The following is a 21430-nucleotide window of genomic DNA, read 5'->3' as shown; positions in this document are numbered from 1 at the left end:
TGCGACAGCGATGAGGGCATTCGGTCGGTCTGTCTGCGTCGTGTGCCAGAATCCGCTCGCACGGAGGGGCCGTGCACCATCAGGGGGCGGAGGAACACACAGTGTCCACACCGAAAGTTGTCTTCCTACACGGAGTCGGTAACGGCGATCCCGGCATGGCGTGGCTGGACGCGCTCGACCAGGGGTTGTACCGGTGTGGATACGGGTCGATCGACCGCAGCAACGTCGTCGCCCCGCGCTACAACGACCTGCTCCGGGACCCGACGATCCGTGGTTCGTTGCCGTCGGTGACGTACAAGTCGAAGGACGACGGTTCGGTGCGCCGGCAGTACGAACGGCGGCGGGCGCGGATCCAGCGGAAGCTACAGAAGGATCCGACGGTCAAGGCGTTCGGGCTCGGGAGGATCCCGGAGCCGGCAGCGCAGGCCGGAAGCGCGGCCACTGTATGGGCGGCACCGGGGCCACTCGAGGCGGTGAAGAACTATGTGACGAACGAGAAGATTCGGGGCGCAGTCCTGGCGCACATCCTCGAGGCGCTGCGCGGGGTACACGGCGACATCGTGCTCGTCGCACACGGTCTCGGCAGCGTCATCGCGATCGACCTTCTCGGCCGGTTGCCGGAGACGCTCCGTGTTCGACGCTTCGTCACGATCGGTAGCCCCGCGCACTCGAAGACCCTGCACAAGGATGCGGAGCGCCTGCTCGAGAAGTTCCCGTATGCGCGGGTCGACGACTGGTCCAACTTCCTGTCGCCGTGGGACCCGGTCACCATGGGGCGGGGCTTGGCCTCGCTGTTCCCGGCCGCGCAGGACTTCACGGTCCGACTCGACGACCTCGACGTGGCCGAGGTGGTTGCGGCCGGCGCCCACGACAGCACCCGGTATCTGCAGCACGATGCGATCGCCGGACTGATCGGCGACGCCGTCTGGCCCACACCCGAACCGACGTACCGCGGCAGCGCCGATATCGCTGTGCGACTGGGCGAAGGCGATGCGCTCCGACTGCTGGTCATGGAGTTCAACCGACTGGTCGCGAACCAGATCGAGGACAAGGATGCACGGGAACGCTTCACCGGTGCCGCTCAACTGCTGCGCGACGAGGCTGTCGACAGCATCCGGTCGATGATCGAGGCCGGTCGGCCGGTGCCGGCCGAATTCCGGACGCTCGTCGAGGGGCGCATGCCGATGCTGCCGCTGCTGTGGACCGAGGTCGAGGCCGTCCGGTACATGGCGGTGCTGGCGACCGCGAACAACATCGCGCCATACGAGATCGACTGCGGGGACGCACCGTTCACGGCGCTCCCGCATATCGCGATGGGCCTCGGGCTGAGCAGTCAGATCGGCGACGCGGTGAAAGGTGCGGTCGTCGAGGTGCGCCGCAGTGTGCTCGAATCCCGCAGTCTGCGCGACAGATTCGGTGATGTCACGGCGGGCCGGTGGGTGATCGGGGCGCTCGGTGTCGCGCTTCTCGCGGCCGCACCCATCGGGCTGATGGTGGCCGCGCCCGTCGGACTCGCCGGTGGCGCCGCGTTCACCAGCATGCTCGCCGCGTTCGGCCCCGGCGGCATGGCCGGCGGCCTCGCAATGGTCGGCGGCCTGGCGTCGACAGGAACGCTCATGGCAACCGTGGCGGCGACCGTGGGCTCCACGAGTGCGGCCACCGAGGATCCGCGGACGCTTGTTGCTCGCGTGGCTGCCGAGTATGCGTTGAAGAAGCTGAACCTCGAGTACGACCGGGCTCTGTGGGAGCGGATCGTCGACAGGGACAACCAGATCAACGCCGAGATCAACAGCCTCGAGCCGTTCTCCGACCAGAAGTCGCCCAGGCTGGCGCAGCTGCGGACCGGGCACGAAGTGCTCGAGCGGCTGATGGCGTTCATGTCCGAGAAGGGACTCGGCCCGGTCGCGATCGCTGCGCCGGACGGCGATCCCGATGCGGTACTTGCGGGCGCTCACTGACGTCGGTGGGCCGGCAGGCGGTCGTCGCAGGGTGTGTGCGACGGCCGCAGGGGCGGTGCGGGTGGAATTGTCCTGCGACCGTGCGATCGGCCCTGCGGCAGCGACGGCGTCACACACGTTCTGTCGGCGTCACACACGTTTTCGGTGCCGAAGTCGTGTGTGATCCCGGGAGAAGGGGTGTGACGCCGGGGAAATGATGTGGTGCGCGAGGGGGGACTTGAACCCCCACGTCCTGAGACACTGGAACCTAAATCCAGCGCGTCTGCCAATTCCGCCACTCGCGCGAGCGGTCAACAGCCTACGCCACCGTCGGCCGGTGCCCGAATCGCCGCACCGGCTGGTGTGCGCCAGGGTCCGGGAGTCGACTTCGCGTCGCTCGGCGGCCGCGTGGGGGGACGGTGGATCGGTCCCGGCAACCCGTTCCGTGCACGCCGAAACCATCGAGTCAAGTGGTCACGAATTGATAACAATCAACATGAGGGTTTCCTCAGGTTCGAGGGCTTCCACGCATGTGGCCTGACCCGCGGATACCCGGTCTACCGACGGGTCACTTCGTGGCACTCCTGTGGTGAACATCACTCGATACTCGCTGGTAGGGAAGGCGCCCCAGGTCAAACGTGAGGATTTCCTCATGATTCTGTGCCAACCTCTACGTGCCCGGATGCGCTCTGTACTCGAGGGCGGCCGAACACGACCTACCTCCCATGGGGGAGCAGGAGAGGACTCACTTCAGTGACGATCGACGACACTGCAGGAAATGGACGAACCTCGAACGACCGCGCCGATCGGACGCCGGTCCGTTCTGCTGCGCAGACTCCGCTCGTGGACCGGCTGCGCGCCGGTGAGCCGTACGCGCTCGCGTTCGGTGGTCAGGGGGCCCCGTGGCTGAGCGCGCTCGCCGAGCTCACCCGTGACAGTGGCCTCGAGCCGGCTCTCACCGACCTGGTGAACGAGGCCGCCGCGATCCTCGAGCCGGTCGCGCAGGACCTCCTCGTGGTCCGCCCGGTCGGCTTCGACCCGATCGCGTGGATTCTCGAGCAGGAACTCGCCGACGACGATGCCGCACCCGCCGGCCCGTCGGCCGCCGCACTCACCTCCGCCGCGGTGTCGCTGCCCGGCGTCTTCCTCACCCAGCTCGCCGCGCTGCGCGCACTGCAGCAGCAGGGCCTCGACCCCGCGGAGACCGCACCGGTCGCCACGATCGGGCACTCGCAGGGCTTGATCGCCGCCGCTGCCGTCTCCGGTGGCGGTGTCGCCGACGCCGCACTGCTCGCGACCGCGCAGCTCATCGGTGCCGCAGCCGGCCTGGTCGGACGCCGTCGCGGCATCCTCGCGACCGCCGACCGGTCGCCGATGCTGGCCGTCTCCAACGTCGACCCCGAGCGTCTGCGCGGGATCGTCGCGGACCTGTTCGACGGTGTCGACGAGGACCGTGCCGCAGTCATGGCGATCCGCAACGGCCGTCGTCGTGTCGTGCTGGCCGGCCCGCCGGAGCAGCTGGCGCGTGTGCAGCAGCGTTGCGAGCAGATCGCCGCCGACGAGACCCGCGACCGGGACGCCAAGACGCGCGGCGGTGCCGTGTTCGCGCCGGTGTTCGAGTCGCTGCCGGTCGAGGTCGGTTTCCACCACCCGGCGCTGAACGAGGCCGTCGACATCGTCGGTGGCTGGGCCACCCGCTGCGGTCTCGACGCCGACCAGGTGCGTGAGCTCGCGCAGGCCGTCCTCGTCGATCCGGTCGACTGGGTCGACGCCGTCGAGAGCGCGGTCGGTGCCGGTGCCGCCTGGATCCTGGATCTGGGCCCGGGCGACCTGCTCACCCGCATGACGTCCACCGGCCTGCGTGGTCAGGGTGTCGGAATCGTGGCCGCTTCCACCCGCGGAGGCCACCGCAACCTTCTGACGCCGGGGGCCACCCCGGAGGTGCCGCGCGCGTGGACCGAGTTCGCGCCGCAGGCCGTCACGCTGCCGAACGGCCGTGTCGCCGTCGAGACCGCGTTCACGCGTCTGACCGGCCGCTCGCCGATCCTGCTCGCCGGCATGACCCCCACGACCGTCGACCCGGCGATCGTCGCTGCCGCCGCGAACGCCGGCCACTGGGCCGAGCTGGCCGGTGGCGGTCAGGTCACCGAGGCGATCTTCGCCGAGAACGTCGAGGGCCTGAAGAGCCTGCTCGAGCCGGGCCGTGCCGTGCAGTTCAACTCGATGTTCCTCGACCCGTACCTGTGGAAGCTGCACGTGGGCGGTAAGCGTCTCGTGCCGCGGGCCCGTGCCGCGGGCGCCCCGTTCGACGGTGTCGTCGTCACCGCCGGCATCCCCGAGCTCGAGGAAGCCGTCACGATCATCGACGAGCTGACCGAGGCCGGTTTCAGCTATGTCGCGTTCAAGCCGGGCACCGTCGCGCAGATCCGCTCGGTGATCCGCATCGCGAACGAGGTGCCGGACTTCCCGATCATCGTCCACATCGAGGGCGGCCGCGCCGGCGGTCACCACTCGTGGGAGGACCTCGACGACCTGCTCCTCGACACCTACGCCGAGCTGCGCACCCGCGACAACCTGGTGCTGTGCGTCGGTGGCGGCATCGGCACCCCCGAGCGGGCCGCCGACTACCTGACCGGTCGCTGGGCCACCGACTACGGTTTCCCGGTGATGCCGCTCGACGGCATCCTCGTCGGTACCGCTGCGATGGCGACGCTCGAGGCCACCACCTCGCCCGACGTCAAGCAGATGCTCGTCGACACCCCCGGCACCCCGGACTGGGTCGGTGCCGGCACCGCCGAGGGCGGCATGGCCTCCGGTCGCAGCCAGCTCGGCGCCGACATCCACGAGATCGACAACGCCGCCTCGCGCACGGGCCGTCTGCTCGACGAGGTCGCCGGCGACGCCGAGGCCGTCGCGAAGCGCCGCGACGAGATCATCGCCGCGCTCGACGTGACCGCCAAGCCGTACTTCGGTGACGTCGCGTCGATGACGTACCAGCAGTGGCTGCGCCGCTACCTGGAACTGGCCGTGGGCGTCGACTCCGCGCAGGCGTTCGACTGCGGCGGCGACGTGCAGGACGCGATCGCCGACGCGACCCGGTCGGTGTGGCTGGACGTGTCGTGGCGGGATCGTTTCGGCGAGATGCTGCAGCGTGCCGAGGCCCGTCTGCACCGCAACGACCGTGGCCCGATCCGGACGCTGTTCGCGGATCCTGCGACGCTCGATCAGCCGTTCGCGGCGCTGTGCGCGCTCGAGGCCGCCTACCCCGACTACGCCACCACGGTGCTGCACCCGGCCGACGTTCCGTTCTTCGTCGCGCTGTGCAAGACCCCCGGCAAGCCGGTGAACTTCGTGCCCGTCGTCGACGGTGACGTCCGCCGCTGGTGGCGGTCGGATTCGCTGTGGCAGGCGCACGACGCGCGCTACACCGCCGACCAGGTGTGCATCATCCCCGGCACCGTCGCGGTCGCCGGGATCACCCGCGCCGACGAGCCCGTCGGTGAGCTGCTCGACCGCTTCGAGAAGGCCACCGCCGACGAGCTGCTCGCGGCCGGTGCCGTCCCGGCGGCTGTCGCCGGCCGCCGTCACGGTGGTTTCGGCACCGGACTGCTCGACGCCGTCCTCACCGCCCCGGACGTGCTGTGGGCGGCACGCCTGACGCAGAACCCGGTCCGTCGCCTCGGCGCGGTCGACGAGTGGACCATCGAGTCCGACACCGTCGCCAGCCACGACAAGACCGGCGCGCGCCTCGTCGTCGCCGACGCCGAGCACGTCGACCTGACCGTGCCGCTCGCACAGGGCAAGGCCGTCGAGATCCGGATCACCGTGCCCGCCACGGTCCACGACGGCGGTGCCCCCGTCGTCACGGAGGCCGACGCCGAGGCGTCGATGTCGGCACTGCTGGGTGTCGCTGCCGGCCAGGAGCTTCCGGCCGTCAAGGGCGGGGTCGCGCACATCAACCTGGCGTGGACCCCGGACCTGATCGCCGACCACGCCGGTGTCACCGGTGTCGGCCTGCCCGAGAGCGTCGGCACCAGCGGCAAGGCCGTCCCCGACGTCGTCGTCGGCGCCTGCTGGCCGGCCGTGTTCGCGGCGCTCGGCGCCGCCACCACCGAGTCCGGCATCCATGTCATCGAGGGCATGCTGGACCTGGTCCACCTCGACCACGCGGTGAACCTCGTCGGTGAGCTGCCTTCGGAGACCAGCATTCTCGTGGTCCGCGCCGAGGCCGGCGACGTCGTCGACACCGACATGGGTCGGGTCGTCGAGGTGCGTGTCGAGGTCGGCGCCATGCTCGGTGAGGGCCTCGAGGCCCCCGCCGTCGCGACGCTCACCGAGCGGTTCGCGATCCGTGGCCGCACCGGCCGCGGCGAGCTGGCCGACCCGGCGCGTGCCGGCGGCTCGCTGTCCGCGGACGTCGCGGAGACCCCGCGTCGCCGCCGCCGCGACCTGACGATGGTGGCGCCGCGCAACATGGCGGCGTTCGCCCGCGTCTCCGGTGACCACAATCCGATCCACACCTCCGACGCCGCGGCCCTGCTCGCCGGGCTCGGCAGCCCGATCGTCCACGGCATGTGGCTGTCGGCTGCGGCCCAGCAGGCCGTCGTCGCGGTCGACCCGGCATCGAAGGTGCCGACGCGCCGCCTGACCGCGTGGACCGCGCGCTTCCTGGGCATGGTCCGTCCCGGCGCCGAGATCGACGTCCGCGTCGACCGGATCGCCACCGACGGCGGCGACGAGATCGTCGAGGTCGGCTGCCGCGTCGACGGCGATCTGGTGATGGTCGCGACCGGCCGCACCGCCGCCCCGAAGACCGTGTACGCGTTCCCCGGCCAGGGCATCCAGCGTCCGGGCATGGGCCTCGACGCCCGTTCCCGGTCCAAGGCCGCCCGCGAGATCTGGGAGCGCGCCGACAAGCACACCCGCGAGGCCCTCGGCTTCTCGATCCTCGCCGTCGTCCGCGACAACCCGACGCTGGTCAAGGCGCGTGGCGTCGAGCACCGGCACCCGGACGGTGTCCTGCACCTGACCCAGTTCACGCAGGTCGCGATGGCCACCCTCGGTGTCGCCCAGGTCGCGGAGCTCCGCGAATCCGGTGCGTACGTGGAGGGTGCGTACCTGGCCGGTCACTCGGTCGGTGAGTACAACGCGCTCGCCGCGGTCGCCGGGGTGCTGCCGCTCGAGGCGCTGCTCGAGGTCGTGTTCCAGCGTGGTTCGGCGATGCACGAGCTGGTCCCGCGCGACGGTGCCGGCCGCAGTAGCTACCGCATGGCCGCGATCCGTCCGTCGCAGATCGGTGTCGCCGACGACGAACTGCAGGCGTTCGTGGGTGGCGTCGCGGATGCGACCGGAGAATTTCTCCAGATCGTGAACCTGAACCTCAAGGGTTCGCAGTATGCGATCGCCGGCACCGTCAAGGGTCTGAAGGCGCTGGAGGAGGAGATCGACCGCAAGCGTGCCGAGTTCGGTGGCAAGCGCGCGTTCATCCTGGTGCCCGGCATCGACGTGCCGTTCCACTCGACCGTGCTGCGCGGTGGTGTCGACGACTTCCGTGCCAAGCTCGACGAGCTGCTGCCGCAGGACATCGACCCGTCGGTGCTCATCGGCCGCTACATCCCGAACCTGGTGCCCAAGCTGTTCAACCTGGGCCGCGACTTCGTCCAGGAGATCGCCGACCTGGTGCCGTCGCAGCAGTTGGCCGACGTCCTCGCCGATTTCGACGCCTGGGCCGCCCGCCCCGTCGCGCTGACCCGCACGCTGCTCATCGAGCTGCTGGCGTGGCAGTTCGCGTCCCCGGTCCGCTGGATCGAGACGCAGGACCTGCTGTTCACCGCGGAAGCCGACGGTGGTCTCGGTGTCGAGCGGTTCGTCGAGATCGGTCTGGGTGCCACCCCGACCGTCGCGAACCTCGCGTCGCAGACGATGAAGCTGCCCGAGCACGCCAACACCGTGCTCGAGGTCCTCAACATCGAGCGTGAGGCGTCGATCGTCTACAGCACCGACGTCGATCCGGCGCCGGTCGAGGACGATGAACCGGAAGCGCCCGAGGCCGCTGTCGCCGCCGCTCCGGCCGCTGCCGCACCCGTCGCGGCCCCGGCCGCCCCGGCCGGTGGCCCGCGCCCCGACGACATCGCGTTCAAGGCCGCCGACGCCACCAAGGTGCTCATCGCGCTGTGGACGAAGCTGCGCCCGGACCAGATCGGTCCCGCCGACACCATCGAGGCGCTGTGCGACGGTGTGTCCTCGCGCCGCAACCAGCTGCTCGTCGACCTCGGCTCCGAGCTGTCGCTCGGCGCGATCGACGGCGCCGCGGACGCCGACATGGGTGCGCTCGCCGTCACCGTCGACCGTCTGGCCCGCACCTACAAGCCGTTCGGCCCGGTGCTGTCCGACTCGATAGGCGATCACCTGCGCAAGGTGTTCGGCCCGTCGGGTAAGCGTCCGGCCGCGATCGCCGACCGGGTCACCAAGGTGTGGCAGCTCGGCGACGGCTGGGCCCACCACGTGACCGCGGAGGTCGCGCTCGGCACCCGAGACGGCTCGTCCGTCCGCGGTGGTGCGATGGGTGGCCTGCACGAGGGTGCGATCGCCGACGGCAGCGCCGTCGACGCCGTGATCGACGCCGCCGTGCAGTCCGTCGCGTCGCGTCGTGGTGTGACGGTCTCGATGCCGGCTGCCGGTGGGGGAGCGGGCGGCACCGTCGACGCTGCCGCACTCGGCGAGTTCACCGAGGCCATCACCGGCCGCAACGGTGTGCTGGCGTCGGCGGCACGGCTGGTGCTCGAGCAGCTCGGCTTCAGCGAGTCGGCTGCGGCCGCGGTCGCCGCGGACGACACCGCGCTCGTCGACCTGGTGTCGGCGGAGCTGGGCTCCGACTGGCCGCGTCTGGTCGCCCCCGCGTTCGACGCGAAGAAGGCCGTCCTGATCGACGACCGCTGGGCCACCGCGCGTGAGGATCTGGCGCGCGCCTGGACCGGTGAGATCGAGCTGACCGCCGAGCGTTTCGACGGTGCCGGTGCCGCCGTCGCCGCCCACGCACAGTGGTGGCAGCAGCGTGCCGCCGCCGAGAGCCGGACCGACCTGGCCGAGCTGTACGGGCGCATCGCGCAGGTCGCGGTCGCCCCGGCCGACGAGACCGGGCAGTACACCGGTGAGATCGCCGTCGTCACGGGTGCCAGCAAGGGCTCGATCGCGGCGTCGGTCGCCGGCAAGCTGCTCGGCGGCGGTGCCACGGTCGTGGTCACCACCTCGCGTCTCGACAGCGGCCGTCTCGGCTTCTACCGGAAGCTGTACGCCGCACACGCTCGCGCCGGTGCCGCCCTGTGGGTGGTGCCCGCGAACATGGCGTCGTACACCGATGTCGACGCGCTCGTCGAGTGGGTCGGCAATGTCCAGACCGAAACGGCCGGTGGCGCGAAGAAGCTCGTCAAGGAGGCGATGACGCCGACGATGCTCTTCCCGTTCGCCGCACCGCGTGTGGCCGGCGAACTGTCCGACGCGGGTGCCCGCGCCGAGATGGAGATGCGGGTCCTGCTGTGGTCGGTGGAGCGCCTGATCGGTGGCCTGTCGCAGATCGGCTACGACCGTGACGTCGACACCCACCTGCACGTCGTGCTGCCCGGTTCCCCGAACCGTGGCCTGTTCGGCGGCGACGGCGCCTACGGCGAGTCGAAGGCCGCGCTCGACGCGGTCGTCGGACGCTGGTCGGCCGAGCGCACCTGGGCCGAGCGGGTCACCCTCGTCCACGCGCTGATCGGCTGGGTGCGCGGCACCGGCCTCATGGGCGGCAACGACCCGATGGTCGAGGCCGTCGAGGCCAAGGGCGTGCGTACGTGGTCCACCGACGAGATGGCCACCGAACTGCTGTCCTCGTGCACGCCGGACGCCAAGGCGGACGCCGCGCAGGCACCGCGACTGGTGGATCTCACCGGTGGTCTCGCCGAGGTCGATCTGGATCTGCCGGCGCTCGCGAAGGAAGCAGCGGAGGCGGCCGAGAACGCCGCTGACGCCGCGTCCGACGACACGGCCGACGCGAATGCCATTGCAGCCCTGCCGTCCCCGCCGCGCGCGGTGGATGCCCCCGTCCCGGCGTGGACCGAGCTGGACGTCGACCCGTCCGAGCTGGTCGTCATCGTCGGCGCCGGTGAGCTCGGCCCGTACGGCTCCTCGCGGACCCGTTTCGAGATGGAGGTCGACGAGCAGCTGTCGGCGGCCGGCGTCCTCGAACTCGCCTGGAACACCGGGCTGGTCGCGTGGGAGAACGACCCCACCCCCGGCTGGTACGACGTCGAGTCCGGCGAGCTGGTGCCGGAGGCGGAGATCGCCGACCGTTACCACGACGCCGTCGTCGAACGCTGCGGCATCCGCACCTACGGTGACGAGGGCGCGATGGTCGACAACACGGCGCCGCTGCTGACGTCGGTGTTCATCGACAAGGACCTGTCGTTCGTCGTCGGCTCCGAGGCCGAGGCCCGCGCGTTCGTGGACTCCGACCCGGAGAACACCACCGCGGCGGTCGATCCGGAGTCCGGTGACTGGACCGTCACCCGCAAGGCGGGCACCGAGATCCGCGTGCCGCGCAAGGCGAAGCTGACCCGCACGGTCGGTGGCCAGATCCCCACCGGGTTCGACGTCACCAAGTGGGGCATCCCCGCCGACATGGCCGGCTCCGTGGACCGGGTGGGCCTGTGGAACATCGTCACCACCGTCGACGCGTTCCTCACCGGCGGCTTCACCCCGTCGGAGCTGCTGCGCTGGGTGCACCCGTCGCTGGTCGCCAACACGCAGGGCACCGGCATGGGCGGTATGACGTCGATGCGCTCGCTGTACGTCGACACACTGCTCGGCGAGTCCCGCGCCAACGACATCCTGCAGGAAGCCCTGCCGAATGTGATTGCGGCGCACGTCGTCCAGTCGTACGTCGGTGGCTACGGTGCGATGGTGCACCCGGTCGCGGCGTGCGCCACGGCCGCGGTCTCCGTCGAGGAGGGCGTCGACAAGATCAAGCTGGGCAAGGCGCAGCTCGTCGTCGCCGGCGGCTTCGACGACCTCGGCATCGAGGGCATCATCGGCTTCGGTGACATGTCGGCGACCGCCAAGTCGGACGAGATGACCGCCAAGGGCATCGACGACAACCGCTTCTCGCGGGCCAACGACCGTCGTCGCGGCGGCTTCGTCGAGTCCGCCGGTGGCGGCACCATCCTGCTGGCGCGCGGCGACGTCGCGCTCGAGATGGGCCTGCCGGTCCTCGGTGTCGTCGCCTGGGCGGGTTCGTTCGCGGACGGCGTCCACACGTCGATCCCGGCACCCGGTATCGGTGCCCTCGGCGCCGGCCGTGGCGGCCAGGACTCGCAGCTGGCGCTGTCGCTGGCGGCACTGGGCGTCACCGCGGACGACATCTCGGTGATCTCCAAGCACGACACCTCGACCGCCGCGAACGATCCGAACGAGGCCGAACTGCACGAGCGTCTGGCGGCGGCCCTGGGCCGCAGCGAGGGCGCCCCGCTGTTCGTCGTCTCGCAGAAGACGCTGACCGGTCACGCCAAGGGCGGTGCGGCGGCGTTCCAGCTGATCGGCCTGTGCCAGGTCCTCGGCCAGGGCGTCGTCCCACCGAACCGCAGCCTCGACTGTGTCGACGACAAGATGGCCGAGTTCTCGCACCTGGTGTGGCCGCGGACCCCGCTGCGGTTCGGTGACCGGCTGCCGCTCAAGGCGGGCCTGCTCACCAGCCTCGGCTTCGGGCACGTGTCCGGGCTGATCGCGGTCGTGCACCCGCAGGCGTTCGTCGAGTCGATCCCGGCGGACCGGCGCGCGGCGTACCTCGCGCAGGCACAGCAGCGCACCATCGACGGGCAGCGCCGCCTGGCGTCCGCGATGTGCGGCGGCGACGCTCTCTACGAGCGTCCCGCGGACCGCCGCCTCGGCGGCGACTCGGTGCCGGCGAAGGTGACCCGTCAGCTCGAGGCCGACGTGCTCCTCGACGAGGACGCCCGCCTCGGAGCCGACAGCGTGTACTTCACCGGGAAGCCGGGGTGCCAGTAGTGGCGATCCTGGGGATCGGTTTCGACGTCGTCACGATTTCGGAGTTCGCCGAGCAACTGAAAATGCCCGGCACCGCAATGAAGTCGAGCTTCCGTCCGGCCGAGCGTCGGTACTGCGAAACCCGCAGTACCGACCCGGCCCGGCACTACGCGGTCCGCTGGGCCGCCAAGGAAGCCGTCATCAAGGCGTGGGCGGCCTCGCGGTTCGCGCGGCCCCCCGCCGTCGGCGACAACGCCTACGAACTCGTCGAGGTCGTCAACGACGCGTGGGGCCGGCCCACCATCAAGCTGCACGGTGAGGCCGCCCAGTTCCTGCCCAGCGCCAAGATCCACCTGTCGCTCACCCACGACGGCGACGTCGCGGGCGCGATGGTGGTGATCGAAGAACCTGACCCGATCGCGCCCAACGGCTGATCGAGCACGGAAAAAGAACCGAGGCCGGTCGACGGACACAATCCGTCGGCCGGCCTCGGTGTTTCTGCCCTGCATGCGTGGGCTGCTACTTGGCGCGGGCTTCCTTCTCCGCAACGACGAGGTATGCGCCCATGAGGCGTTTGAGTTCGGCGACGGCGTCGGCGTGGCTCTGCCCGTCCTGCACCGAGAAGTTGAGCATCGAGTACACGACGTGCACGAGGACCTCGGCCATCAGAGTGCGACGCTCCCGCGGGGTGTGCGGGGTGAGCGGTGCCAGCATCAAGGCGACCTGCTCGGCGAACTGCTTCTCGTGGATCATGCCGGTGGCGCGGGTCGACGGCGTCGACTGCATCGCCAGCCACACTTCGCGCCGGGACGGGTCGGACGTCCACAGTCCGGCCATGTGGTCGACGAACTTGTTGAGGAAACGCAGCCAGTCGATCGACGGCACCTCTCCGCTGAACGTTTCCAGTTCCTGCTGGACGCCGACGAGGTCCTGCCGGTTCAGTTCGCACACGATGACGTACTTGTTGGCGAAGAACTGGTACAGCGTGCCGATCGGCACCTCGGCACGGGCCGCGACCTCCTCGCACGTGAACGACTCGAAACCGACATCGACGAGCAGGTCGCGGGACGCGGTGAGCAGGGCGTCGAATTTGCGTCGGCTGCGTTCCTGGGTCGGGCGCCGCCGAGGCACCAGCTCCTGGGGATCGCTCTGGACCTCCAACGCGGGGTCCACCCGGCGGGACGGACGGCGGCTGGTAGTGGACTCCACGAGAACAGGTTATCGGTCTTTTGCGCAGGATTCGACGAACTTCCCGTTCTCGTGTTTCCGGCGGTACCGCTTATCGGCCGGTGCGCCGGCGGTAGAGCACGGTGGCGGACCCGAATCCGACGACGGCGATGACGGTGCACCAGGCGACCGCCAGCCAGGCGGAGGCACCGATCGCGGTGCCCGTGAGCAGGCCGCGCACGGTCTCGATGACAGGGGTCACCGGTTGGTTCTCCGCGAACCACCGCAGCCAGGACGGCATCGTCTCGGCGGGCACGAAGGCGCTGCTGACGTACGGCAGGAACAGGATCGCGAACGTGAAGCCGTTCGCGGCCTCGGGATTCTTCGCGAGCAGTCCGAGCGCGGTGGCCAGATACGACAGGGCGAACACGAACAGGACCACGACCGCGATCACGCCGAGCCAGCGCACGGGGTCCGCGGTCGGACGGAAACCCATGAGGAGGGCAACGGCGACGACGACGGCCCCGGTGATCAGATTGCGGACGACGCTCGCCAGGACATGGCCGTTGAGGACGGCGGACCGGGCGATGGGCAGGGTGCGGAACCGGTCGACGATGCCGTCGGTCATGTCGCTCGACACGCTGACGGCGGTGGTGGACGAGCCGAACGCGACGCACAACAGGACGATGCCGGGCACCACGTAGTCGATGTAGGCGCGGCCGGTGTCGATCGCACCGCCGAACACGTACACGAACAGCAGCATCAGCATGACCGGTAACGCGACGGCGGTGATCATGGTGTCCGGGCTGCGGGTGACATGGGTCAGGTTGCGCCGCAGCATGGCCCACGAGTCGGGCCCCACGGTTCGGACATCGCGGCTCGGGGAGGCGGTCATCGCACAGGCTCCTTCCGGTCGGCCCGGGTCAAGGCGAAGAAGACGTCGTCGAGATCGGGGGTGTCGAGCGCGAACCGCTCGAAGGACAGCGTCGGGTCGTCGATCCGGTCCAGTACGTCCCGTAGCGAGCGGACGCTGCCGTCGGTCGGGACCGCCAGGGTCGCGGTGTCGGCATCGACGACGGCGTCGGGCAGGGCGCTGCTCACCCGGGCCAGCTGCGTCGTGTCCCGCAGACGCAGGGCGAGGTGGCCGCCGGGGACGAGACGTTTGAGTTCGTCGGGGGTGCCTTCGGCGACGATGCGTCCGCCGTCGAGCACGGCGATGCGGTCGGCGAGTTCGTCCGCCTCGTCGAGGTACTGCGTGGTGAGCAGGATCGTTGTGCCCTCCCGGACCAGTTCGCGCACCATCTCCCACATGTCCCGGCGGCTGCGCGGGTCCAGTCCGGTGGTCGGTTCGTCGAGGAAGAGCACGGTGGGGTGGGCGACCAGGCTCATCGCGAGATCCAGGCGGCGCCGCATGCCACCCGAATACGTGTCGGCGCGGCGGTCCGCGGCACCCGTCAGGTCGAAGCGGTGCAGGAGTTCTTCTGTGCGGAGCCGGGATTCGCGTCGGCCGAGGTGGTGCAGGGCGCTCATCAGCATGAGGTTCTCGCGGCCGGTCAGCAGGGCGTCGACCGACGCGTACTGGCCGGTGACGCTGATGTCGGCGCGGACGGCGTGCGCGGCGTCGGGGAGACGGTGGCCGGCGACCTCCACGTCGCCTGCATCGAAGGGGAGCAGCGTCGACAGGACCCGCACGGTGGTGGTCTTCCCGGCGCCGTTGGCGCCGAGCAGCGCGAAGACGGATCCGGTGGGGATGTGCAGGTCGACGCCGTCGAGCACGGTGCGGTCGCCGAACGTCTTGCGGAGGCCGGTCACGGCGACGGCGTGGCCGGGTCGGTGTGGTTTCACGAGTAACCCTCTCGATAAACTGTGTATGACGTACACAACTGTTTAGACGATACGCAGTTTTAGGATGAGCGCAAGAGTGTGCCGGGCACTTGGCGAGGAGCGGACACGGATGGACACCACGGAGAGCGCGTCGCTGCCGCGTGTCGTCGAACTGGCGTGGGGGCTGGACGACGCCGGGGCCCGGGGGCCCCGCAGGGGGCTGAGCCTGAACGAAATACTCGACGCCGCAATCGAACTCGCCGACGAGGAAGGTGTGGCGGCACTGTCCATGGCGCGGGTCGCGAAGCGGCTCGGTTTCACCACGATGTCGCTGTACCGGTACGTTCGCAGCAAGGACGAACTGCTCGAACTGATCTCGGATCGGGTGGTCGGCACTCCGCCCGACATCGCGCCCGGCCTGTCGTGGCGTGAGGGCCTGGAGGTGTGGGCGCGTGCCGAGTACGACGCCCTCATGCGTCACCGCTGGTGGCTGCGGTTGCCCATCAGCGGTGCGCCGCTCGGACCGAACAACATGGCCTGGCTCGAGGCGGCGCTCGGCTGCCTGGCGTCGACCGGACTGCCCGAACCACTCAAAGTGCAGATCGCTCTCAACGTCTCGGTCCACGTCATCGGACGGGCGCGGTTCGCCGTCGACCTGTCCCCGGACGCCGAACCGGACGACTACGCGAGCATCCTCACCCGAGTGCTCGACCCCGCCCGATTCCCGGCGCTCACCACCGCACTCGCGGACGGCGGTTTCGAGGACGACGATGTGGACTGGGCGGATACGGACTTCCGGTTCGCGCTGGCGCTGCTGCTCGACGGTGTGGAACGTTTCGTCGAGCAGCACGGCTCGTAGGCTCTGGGGGGACTCTGTCGGAGACGTGTGGAGGTGGCCGTGATGGTGGAACGGGTGGACGAGATCCGGTCGCGGGTGCGGGCGCAGATGCCCACGGCCCGCGACGAGCTGGCGCAGCTGGTGGCGTTCCGGTCCATCGCCGATCCGCGGCAGGCGCCGCCCTCGGAGAACATCGGGGCGGCCGGGTGGGTCGCCGACGCGTTCCGCGGCGCCGGGATCCCGTCCGTGGACCTGATCGAGACGTCCGACGGTTCGACTGCCGTCGTCGGGCACCGGCCCGGCCCCGACGGCGCACCCACCGTCCTGCTCTACAGCCACTACGACGTCCAGCCCGCCGGTGACGAGGCACTGTGGGAATCGCCGCCGTTCACCCTCACCGAACGCGACGGCCGCTGGTACGGCCGCGGCGCCGCCGACTGCAAGGGCAACCTCGTGATGCACCTGCTGGCGTTGCGGGCACTCACCGCGGGCGGCGAGCCGCTGCCGGTGGGCATCCGGATCGTGTCGGAGGGCTCCGAGGAAACCGGGGGCGGAGGCCTCGAACACCTCGTGCAGGAGCGGCCCGACCTGTTCGCCGCCGACGTCGTGATCATCGCGGACACCGGCAACGTCGCGGTCGGGGTGCCGACGCTCACCACCAGCCTGCGCGGTATCGCGAACGTCGTCGTACACGTGGAAACCCTGGCGGGCGAACTGCATTCGGGTATGTACGGCGGGTCGGCGCCCGACGCGCTGGCCGCACTCGTGCAGATGCTGTCGACCCTGCGCGACCTCGGCGGCAACACCGTCGTCGACGGCCTCGACACCGCTCAGGTGTGGGACGGCGTCGCATACCCGGAGGACCGGTTCCGGGCCGACGCCGGCGTCCTCGACGGGGTCCGGCTCACCGGATCGGACACGGTCGCCGACGCCGTCTGGGCGCGGCCCGCGTTGACGATTCTCGGTATCGACGCCCCGCCGGTCGTCGGATCGGCCGCGGCGATCGCGCCACGGGCATCGGCGCGGCTCAACCTGCGGGTGCCGCCCGGCATGGACCCGCACCGGGCGCAGGACGCGCTCGTCGCGCATCTCGAGAAGGCGGCACCGTGGGGTGCGCGTGTCACCGTCGAACGGGAGGCCGTGGGAGAACCGTTCCGGGCCCGCACGTCGGGGCCCGGCTACACGGCATTGACGGCGGCTCTGACGGCCGCGTACGGCAGGGGAGTGGCCGTGGCCGGGCAGGGCGGCACGATCCCGCTGTGCACGGTGCTCGCGGTGCAGTTCCCCGACGCCGAGATCGTGCTCATGGGCGTCGAGGAACCGCGGGCGTCGATCCACGCCCCGAACGAGAGCGTCGACCCGTCGGAGATCGAGAACCTGGCCGTCGCCGAGGCCCTGTTCCTGCAGGGCCTGGCCTGACCCGTCAGACGGACAGGTCGCGGCGCAGCTTCGCGACGTGACCGGTGGCACGCACGTTGTACTGCGCCACCTCGACCTTGCCGTCCTCGTCGATCAGGAACGTCGACCGGATGACCCCCTGGACGACCTTGCCGTACAGCTTCTTCTCACCGAACGCGCCCCACGCGGTGAGCGTCGTCTTCTCCGGATCCGACAGCAGCGGGAACGTCAGTCCCTCGTTGTCGCGGAACTTCGCCAGCTTGGCCGGCTTGTCGGGGGAGATGCCGACGACGTCGAGCCCCGCCTCGTTCAGCTCGGCGAGGCTGTCGCGGAAGTCGCACGCCTGCTTGGTGCAGCCGGGGGTGCTCGCGGCCGGATAGAAGTACACGATCACCTTGCGGCCGCGGTAGTCGGCGAGCGACACCTCGTTGCCGTCGGCGTCGGGCAGCGTGAAGTCGGGGGCGATGTCGCCGGGGGCGAGTCTGTTGTCGGTCACGACCAGTGAGGCTACCGAAGTTGATGTGACCCTTCTGTTCTACGGTTGACCCGAGCTGCCGGTAGCGTGACCGGCGACAGCAGCACCGATTCACTATTGGAGGACACGTGCCCAGGGACACCGAGGCCATCGAGCGGGACATCGAGAACGCCCGCAACCAGCTCGCACAGACACTCGACGTGCTCGCTGTCCGCACCAACCCCAAGCGCCTGGTGGAGACCACCAAGCAGTCCGTCCTCGTCAAGCTGGGCGATCCGAAGGTGAAGGCCGCGCTCGTCGGTGTCGGCGCCGTCGTGGGACTCGTGGTGCTGCGCAAGATCTTCCGCTAGAGCGGGCTCGTCCGAGCGGGACGCCGCGGCCACCTCCCTCGGGAGCGTGCCGTGGCGTCTTGCTCGGCGTACGCTCCGGGATCGGAAACAGAAGAAGGCCCCCGCACGCGATGCGTGCGGGGGCCTTCTCGGTGCGCCCACAGGGACTCGAACCCCGGACCCAGTGATTAAGAGTCACTTGCTCTACCAACTGAGCTATAGGCGCATGCCCATACGCCGGCGAACCGGCTGCTAGTGAACTAGCGTGCGCCCACAGGGACTCGAACCCCGGACCCAGTGATTAAGAGTCACTTGCTCTACCAACTGAGCTATAGGCGCATTGCTCGTCACGAGGTGTCCCTCGCTCGGTGCGAGGAGAACATTAGCGGACGGCTTCGAGCGAAAGCAAATCCATGGTGCTGTAACCGTTCCGTCGCAGGTGGCGATTGGTATTCGACCGTTATTCATCGGTCCGGCACGTCGGGCGGGGATGTCGGACAAACCTGGCATCATGCAGTGGCGCGGGGTAATTGTCGGGGTTCGCCCTGTGGCATGTCGAAGTGGTTCTTGTGGTGTGAAGTGGGGTTTTCATGAATATCAGGGGTGATGTCCGACGGCGGAGCGGGCGTGGCGCGATCCTCGAGCGACTACCGAAGGCCTTCGTGGTGGGGGCGGCCACGCTGGGGGCGGTGATGCTCGTCACCGGCTGCACCATCTCCACGGGAGCGGCCGGAGCGTCCACGTCGGGGGAGCCGATCGACTCGAACCCGCTCGTCGCACTCGTCCAGCCCAAGCTGACGACGTCCGTCGCCGACGGCGCGGTGGGCGCGTCGCCGGGCGATCCGGTCACCGTCGGTGTCGTCGACGGCCGGCTGACGGAGGTGACCCTGCGCAACCCCGAGGGCAAGATCGTGGCCGGGACGATGACCCCCGACGGATCGACGTGGACCACCACCGAGCCGCTCGGCTACAACCGCACCTACACGCTGGCGGCCGAGGCACACGGACTCGGCGGTGCCGTCACCACCAACACGACGTTCACCACGAGCGCGCCCGGCAACCTCACCAAGCCGTACGTCATGCCGTGGGACGGCAGCGTCGTCGGCATCGGCCAGCCCGTCGCCGTCCAGTTCGACGAGAACATCCCCGACCGCAAGGCCGCCGAAGCCGCCATCGAGATCACCACGAACCCGCCCGTCGACGGAGCGTTCTACTGGCTCAACAACCGTGAGGTGCGCTGGCGGCCCCAGAACTACTGGGCGCCCGGCACCACCGTCACCGTCGACGTGAAGGCGTACGGCCGCAACCTCGGCAAGGAGCTGTTCGGGCAGGAGGACGTGCACTCGTCGTTCACGATCGGCGACGCCGTGATCATCGAGGTCGACGACGACACCAAGCAGGTGACCGTCGACGTGTCCGGCAGGACCGTCAAGACCATGCCCACCTCGATGGGCAAGAACTCGACGCCCACCGACAACGGCGTCTACATCATCGGCGACCGCTTCGACCACATGATCATGGACTCGTCCACCTACGGAGTGCCGATCACCTCGTCCGACGGCTACCGCACCCCCGTCGACTGGGCGACACGAATGTCGTACAGCGGCATCTTCTTCCACTCGGCACCGTGGTCGATCGCCGAGCAGGGCAACACCAACACCAGTCACGGATGCCTCAACCTGAGTCCGTCGAATGCCAAGTGGATCTTCGACAACACCAAGCGTGGCGACATCGTCGTCGTGAAGAACACCGTCGGCGGCACACTGTCCGGCACGGACGGTCTCGGCGACTGGAACATTCCGTGGGAGACCTGGAGCGCCGGGAACGCGTGACGGGCGACTACCCTGGACGTGACCGAATCGACCGGATGAACGGGAGCACAACGTGGAAGCGGTGACAGTCGGAGATCTCGTTCAGGCAGCCGGGCATGCCGGGCCGTGGACGGTCCTCGAGGTGCGACACGGCATGGCACTGCTCGAACACGCGGACGGACACCGGTTGTCGCGTCGCACCACGACGCTGACCGTCGTCCGCAAGGCCGAGCCGGGCCGCCCTGCCGCGCCGGCCGTCGACGATTCCGGTGAAGCGCCGACACTGTTCGACTGAGCCCCTCCCGGTACGACGACACGAAGAAGGCCCGCTCCGTACGGAGCGGGCCTTCTTCGTGCGTGCCTCAGGTCAGGCGGCGGGGGCAGCGAACTTGCTGATCGCCAGGACCAGGCCGAGGATCGAGCCGATGCCGACGAGGGCGCCACCCGATGCTGCGATGACCGGCTGAATCTTGCCGAGCTGGGCCATGCTGTCGGCGTCGATAGAACCCATGGAAGTCTCCTGTCGTGAAAAGCGTTCGGCAGTGACACATGTCATGCCGCGCATCGGTGGATGCTGCGCGTCACAGTAGATTTGGGATGAACAAACAGTTAATTGACAGTCCCGCTGAGTGGGACTTGGCGAGGTTTTTCCTGTTCAGGGCAGTTTGGGATGGCACCGGGTGCCAGAAGTGTGATCTGGCACACGCTTCTGTGTTATCTCGCTTTTCGCGCCCTGGGCACGGCCGGTCGGCCCTTCCGGTCTCGACGAGTGCGCAAAGCGCGGGAGAGGTGAGAGGGGAGAGGCGTGCCGGCGGGAAACGACAAACGCCCTCCGGCAATGCCGGAGGGCGTTTGTTCGGGGTGACTGACGGGACTCGAACCCGCGACAGCCAGGATCACAACCTGGTGCTCTACCAACTGAACTACAGTCACCATCGCATCTGCTCCCGGCCGGGGCCGGTTGCTTCAGCGAGTCAAATACTAGCCTGAAGATCGTCGAAAGGGCCAATCCGCTGGTCAGGCGGGTCCCAGGTCCTTCACGACGGTGGCGATGTCGTTGGTCGAGGGGCCGGGGTCGGCGACGAACGCGGTCTGCCGGTAGTACTTCAGTTCGCGGATCGACTCCCTGATGTCGGCGAGCGCCCGGTGGGCGAGACCCTTCTCCGGCTGGCCGAAGTAGATGCGCGGGTACCAGCGTCGGCACAGTTCCTTGATGGAGCTGACGTCGATCATCCGGTAGTGCAGGTACGCATCCAGTTCGGGCATGTCACGGGCGATGAAGCCCCGGTCGGTGGCGATCGAGTTACCGGCCAGGGGCACGGTCCCGGCGACGGGCACGTGCTGCCGGATGTAGGCGAGCACCTGCTGCTCGGCCTCGGCGAGGGTCACCGTCGACGCCCGCACCTCCTCGGTGAGCCCGGAGCGGGCGTGCATCTCGGTGACGACGTCGGGCATCGCGGCGAGCGCGGCGTCGTCGGCGTGGATGACGATGTCCACGCCCTCACCGAGGATGTTCAGGTCGCTGTCGGTCACCAGTGCGGCGATCTCGATGAGCTTGTCCGACCCGAGCTGCAGCCCCGTCATTTCACAATCGATCCATACCAATTTGTCCTGCACGGGGAACAACAGTA

Annotated in this window: 14 protein-coding genes and 4 tRNA genes; 8 read left to right on the top strand and 10 right to left on the bottom strand. The window is 69.4% G+C overall.

Annotation, left to right across the window (positions count from 1 at the left end; genetic code table 11):
• Positions 1-155: 155 nt before the first annotated feature.
• Positions 156-1958, top strand: a complete 1803-nt coding sequence (locus Q5696_RS14280) for an alpha/beta hydrolase family protein (RefSeq protein WP_305091980.1) — start codon at positions 156-158, stop codon at positions 1956-1958.
• Positions 1959-2157: 199 nt separating this feature from the next.
• Here Q5696_RS14280 and Q5696_RS14275 read toward each other — a convergent pair.
• Positions 2158-2242: transfer RNA gene (locus tag Q5696_RS14275), tRNA-Leu, on the bottom strand.
• A 448-nt stretch (positions 2243-2690) separates the two neighbouring features.
• Between Q5696_RS14275 and Q5696_RS14270 the strand changes: the two genes are divergently transcribed.
• Together Q5696_RS14270 and acpS are read left to right on the top strand one after the other, a co-directional pair.
• The gene (locus Q5696_RS14270; protein ID WP_305091979.1) at positions 2691-11978 is read left to right on the top strand and encodes a type I polyketide synthase; all 9288 of its coding nucleotides are present in this window, start codon (positions 2691-2693) and stop codon (positions 11976-11978) included.
• Entirely contained in the window at positions 11978-12391 is a 414-nt protein-coding gene (gene acpS, locus Q5696_RS14265; protein ID WP_305091978.1) for a holo-ACP synthase AcpS, read from the top strand. Before Q5696_RS14270 ends, acpS begins: the two co-directional genes overlap by 1 nt.
• An 85-nt stretch (positions 12392-12476) precedes the next feature.
• Here acpS and Q5696_RS14260 read toward each other — a convergent pair whose 3' ends face one another.
• The 3 genes from Q5696_RS14260 to Q5696_RS14250 all read right to left on the bottom strand — a co-directional run bounded on the left by Q5696_RS14260 (position 12477) and on the right by Q5696_RS14250 (position 14969).
• Positions 12477-13130 (bottom strand): TetR/AcrR family transcriptional regulator, encoded by a 654-nt coding sequence (locus Q5696_RS14260; RefSeq protein ID WP_370654935.1) that lies wholly within the window; start codon positions 13128-13130, stop codon positions 12477-12479.
• A 106-nt stretch (positions 13131-13236) separates the two neighbouring features.
• Positions 13237-14019: an ABC transporter permease gene (locus Q5696_RS14255; RefSeq protein WP_305091976.1), complete on the bottom strand. Its 783-nt coding sequence runs from the start codon at positions 14017-14019 to the stop codon at positions 13237-13239.
• A complete protein-coding gene (locus Q5696_RS14250) occupies positions 14016-14969 on the bottom strand; it encodes an efflux ABC transporter ATPase subunit, DrrA-related (RefSeq protein ID WP_305091975.1) in 954 nt (317 codons plus the stop codon). The genes Q5696_RS14255 and Q5696_RS14250 overlap by 4 nt, the downstream gene beginning before the upstream one ends.
• 109 nt (positions 14970-15078) lie before the next feature.
• Between Q5696_RS14250 and Q5696_RS14245 the strand changes: the two genes are divergently transcribed.
• A complete protein-coding gene (locus Q5696_RS14245; protein ID WP_305091974.1) occupies positions 15079-15807 on the top strand; it encodes a TetR/AcrR family transcriptional regulator in 729 nt (242 codons plus the stop codon).
• 42 nt (positions 15808-15849) lie between these two features.
• On the top strand, positions 15850-17205 hold the full coding sequence (locus Q5696_RS14240) for a dipeptidase (RefSeq protein WP_305091973.1): 1356 nt from the start codon (positions 15850-15852) through the stop codon (positions 17203-17205).
• Between the two features lie 4 nt (positions 17206-17209).
• Here the strand turns inward: Q5696_RS14240 and bcp are convergent, their stop codons facing one another.
• Positions 17210-17680: a thioredoxin-dependent thiol peroxidase gene (gene bcp / locus Q5696_RS14235; RefSeq protein ID WP_305091972.1), complete on the bottom strand. Its 471-nt coding sequence runs from the start codon at positions 17678-17680 to the stop codon at positions 17210-17212.
• A gap of 107 nt (positions 17681-17787) precedes the next feature.
• Here bcp and Q5696_RS14230 point away from each other — a divergent pair, with 107 nt between their 5' ends.
• Positions 17788-18009 carry a DUF3618 domain-containing protein gene (locus Q5696_RS14230; protein ID WP_305091971.1) on the top strand — a complete coding sequence of 74 codons (222 nt, stop codon included), beginning with the start codon at positions 17788-17790 and terminating at the stop codon, positions 18007-18009.
• A gap of 132 nt (positions 18010-18141) precedes the next feature.
• On the opposite strand, the gene Q5696_RS14225 is transcribed toward Q5696_RS14230, so the two are convergent.
• Together Q5696_RS14225 and Q5696_RS14220 are read right to left on the bottom strand one after the other, a co-directional pair.
• Positions 18142-18214: transfer RNA gene (locus Q5696_RS14225), tRNA-Lys, on the bottom strand.
• 40 nt (positions 18215-18254) lie between these two features.
• A tRNA-Lys gene (locus Q5696_RS14220) sits at positions 18255-18327 on the bottom strand.
• Positions 18328-18680: 353 nt separating this feature from the next.
• Here Q5696_RS14220 and Q5696_RS14215 point away from each other — a divergent pair.
• Together Q5696_RS14215 and Q5696_RS14210 are read left to right on the top strand one after the other, a co-directional pair.
• Positions 18681-19820 carry a L,D-transpeptidase gene (locus Q5696_RS14215; RefSeq protein ID WP_305095298.1) on the top strand — a complete coding sequence of 380 codons (1140 nt, stop codon included), beginning with the start codon at positions 18681-18683 and terminating at the stop codon, positions 19818-19820.
• A 52-nt stretch (positions 19821-19872) separates the two neighbouring features.
• Complete coding sequence (locus tag Q5696_RS14210; RefSeq protein WP_305091970.1) at positions 19873-20094, top strand: hypothetical protein; 222 nt, start codon at positions 19873-19875, stop codon at positions 20092-20094.
• A 72-nt stretch (positions 20095-20166) separates the two neighbouring features.
• Here the strand turns inward: Q5696_RS14210 and Q5696_RS14205 are convergent, their stop codons facing one another.
• The 3 genes from Q5696_RS14205 to orn form a co-directional block, all read right to left on the bottom strand.
• Complete coding sequence (locus tag Q5696_RS14205; RefSeq protein ID WP_305091969.1) at positions 20167-20310, bottom strand: hypothetical protein; 144 nt, start codon at positions 20308-20310, stop codon at positions 20167-20169.
• Positions 20311-20659: 349 nt separating this feature from the next.
• Positions 20660-20732, bottom strand: a tRNA-His gene (locus tag Q5696_RS14200).
• Between the two features lie 84 nt (positions 20733-20816).
• The gene (gene orn / locus Q5696_RS14195; RefSeq protein ID WP_305091968.1) at positions 20817-21416 is read right to left on the bottom strand and encodes an oligoribonuclease; all 600 of its coding nucleotides are present in this window, start codon (positions 21414-21416) and stop codon (positions 20817-20819) included.
• Positions 21417-21430: the final 14 nt, after the last annotated feature.

The organism is Prescottella sp. R16, assembly GCF_030656875.1.
GTDB lineage: Bacteria > Actinomycetota > Actinomycetes > Mycobacteriales > Mycobacteriaceae > Prescottella.
This window is presented reverse-complemented; position numbering and strand designations above follow the sequence as displayed.

Coding starts and splice junctions, on each gene's coding strand:
- Q5696_RS14280 (WP_305091980.1), top strand. CDS start 156: ATGGCGTGGCTGGACGCGCTCGACCAGGGGTTGTACCGGTGTGGATAC.
- Q5696_RS14255 (WP_305091976.1), bottom strand. CDS start 14,019: ATGACCGCCTCCCCGAGCCGCGATGTCCGAACCGTGGGGCCCGACTCG.
- Q5696_RS14245 (WP_305091974.1), top strand. CDS start 15,079: ATGGACACCACGGAGAGCGCGTCGCTGCCGCGTGTCGTCGAACTGGCG.
- Q5696_RS14240 (WP_305091973.1), top strand. CDS start 15,850: ATGGTGGAACGGGTGGACGAGATCCGGTCGCGGGTGCGGGCGCAGATG.
- Q5696_RS14215 (WP_305095298.1), top strand. CDS start 18,681: ATGCTCGTCACCGGCTGCACCATCTCCACGGGAGCGGCCGGAGCGTCC.
- Q5696_RS14205 (WP_305091969.1), bottom strand. CDS start 20,310: ATGGGTTCTATCGACGCCGACAGCATGGCCCAGCTCGGCAAGATTCAG.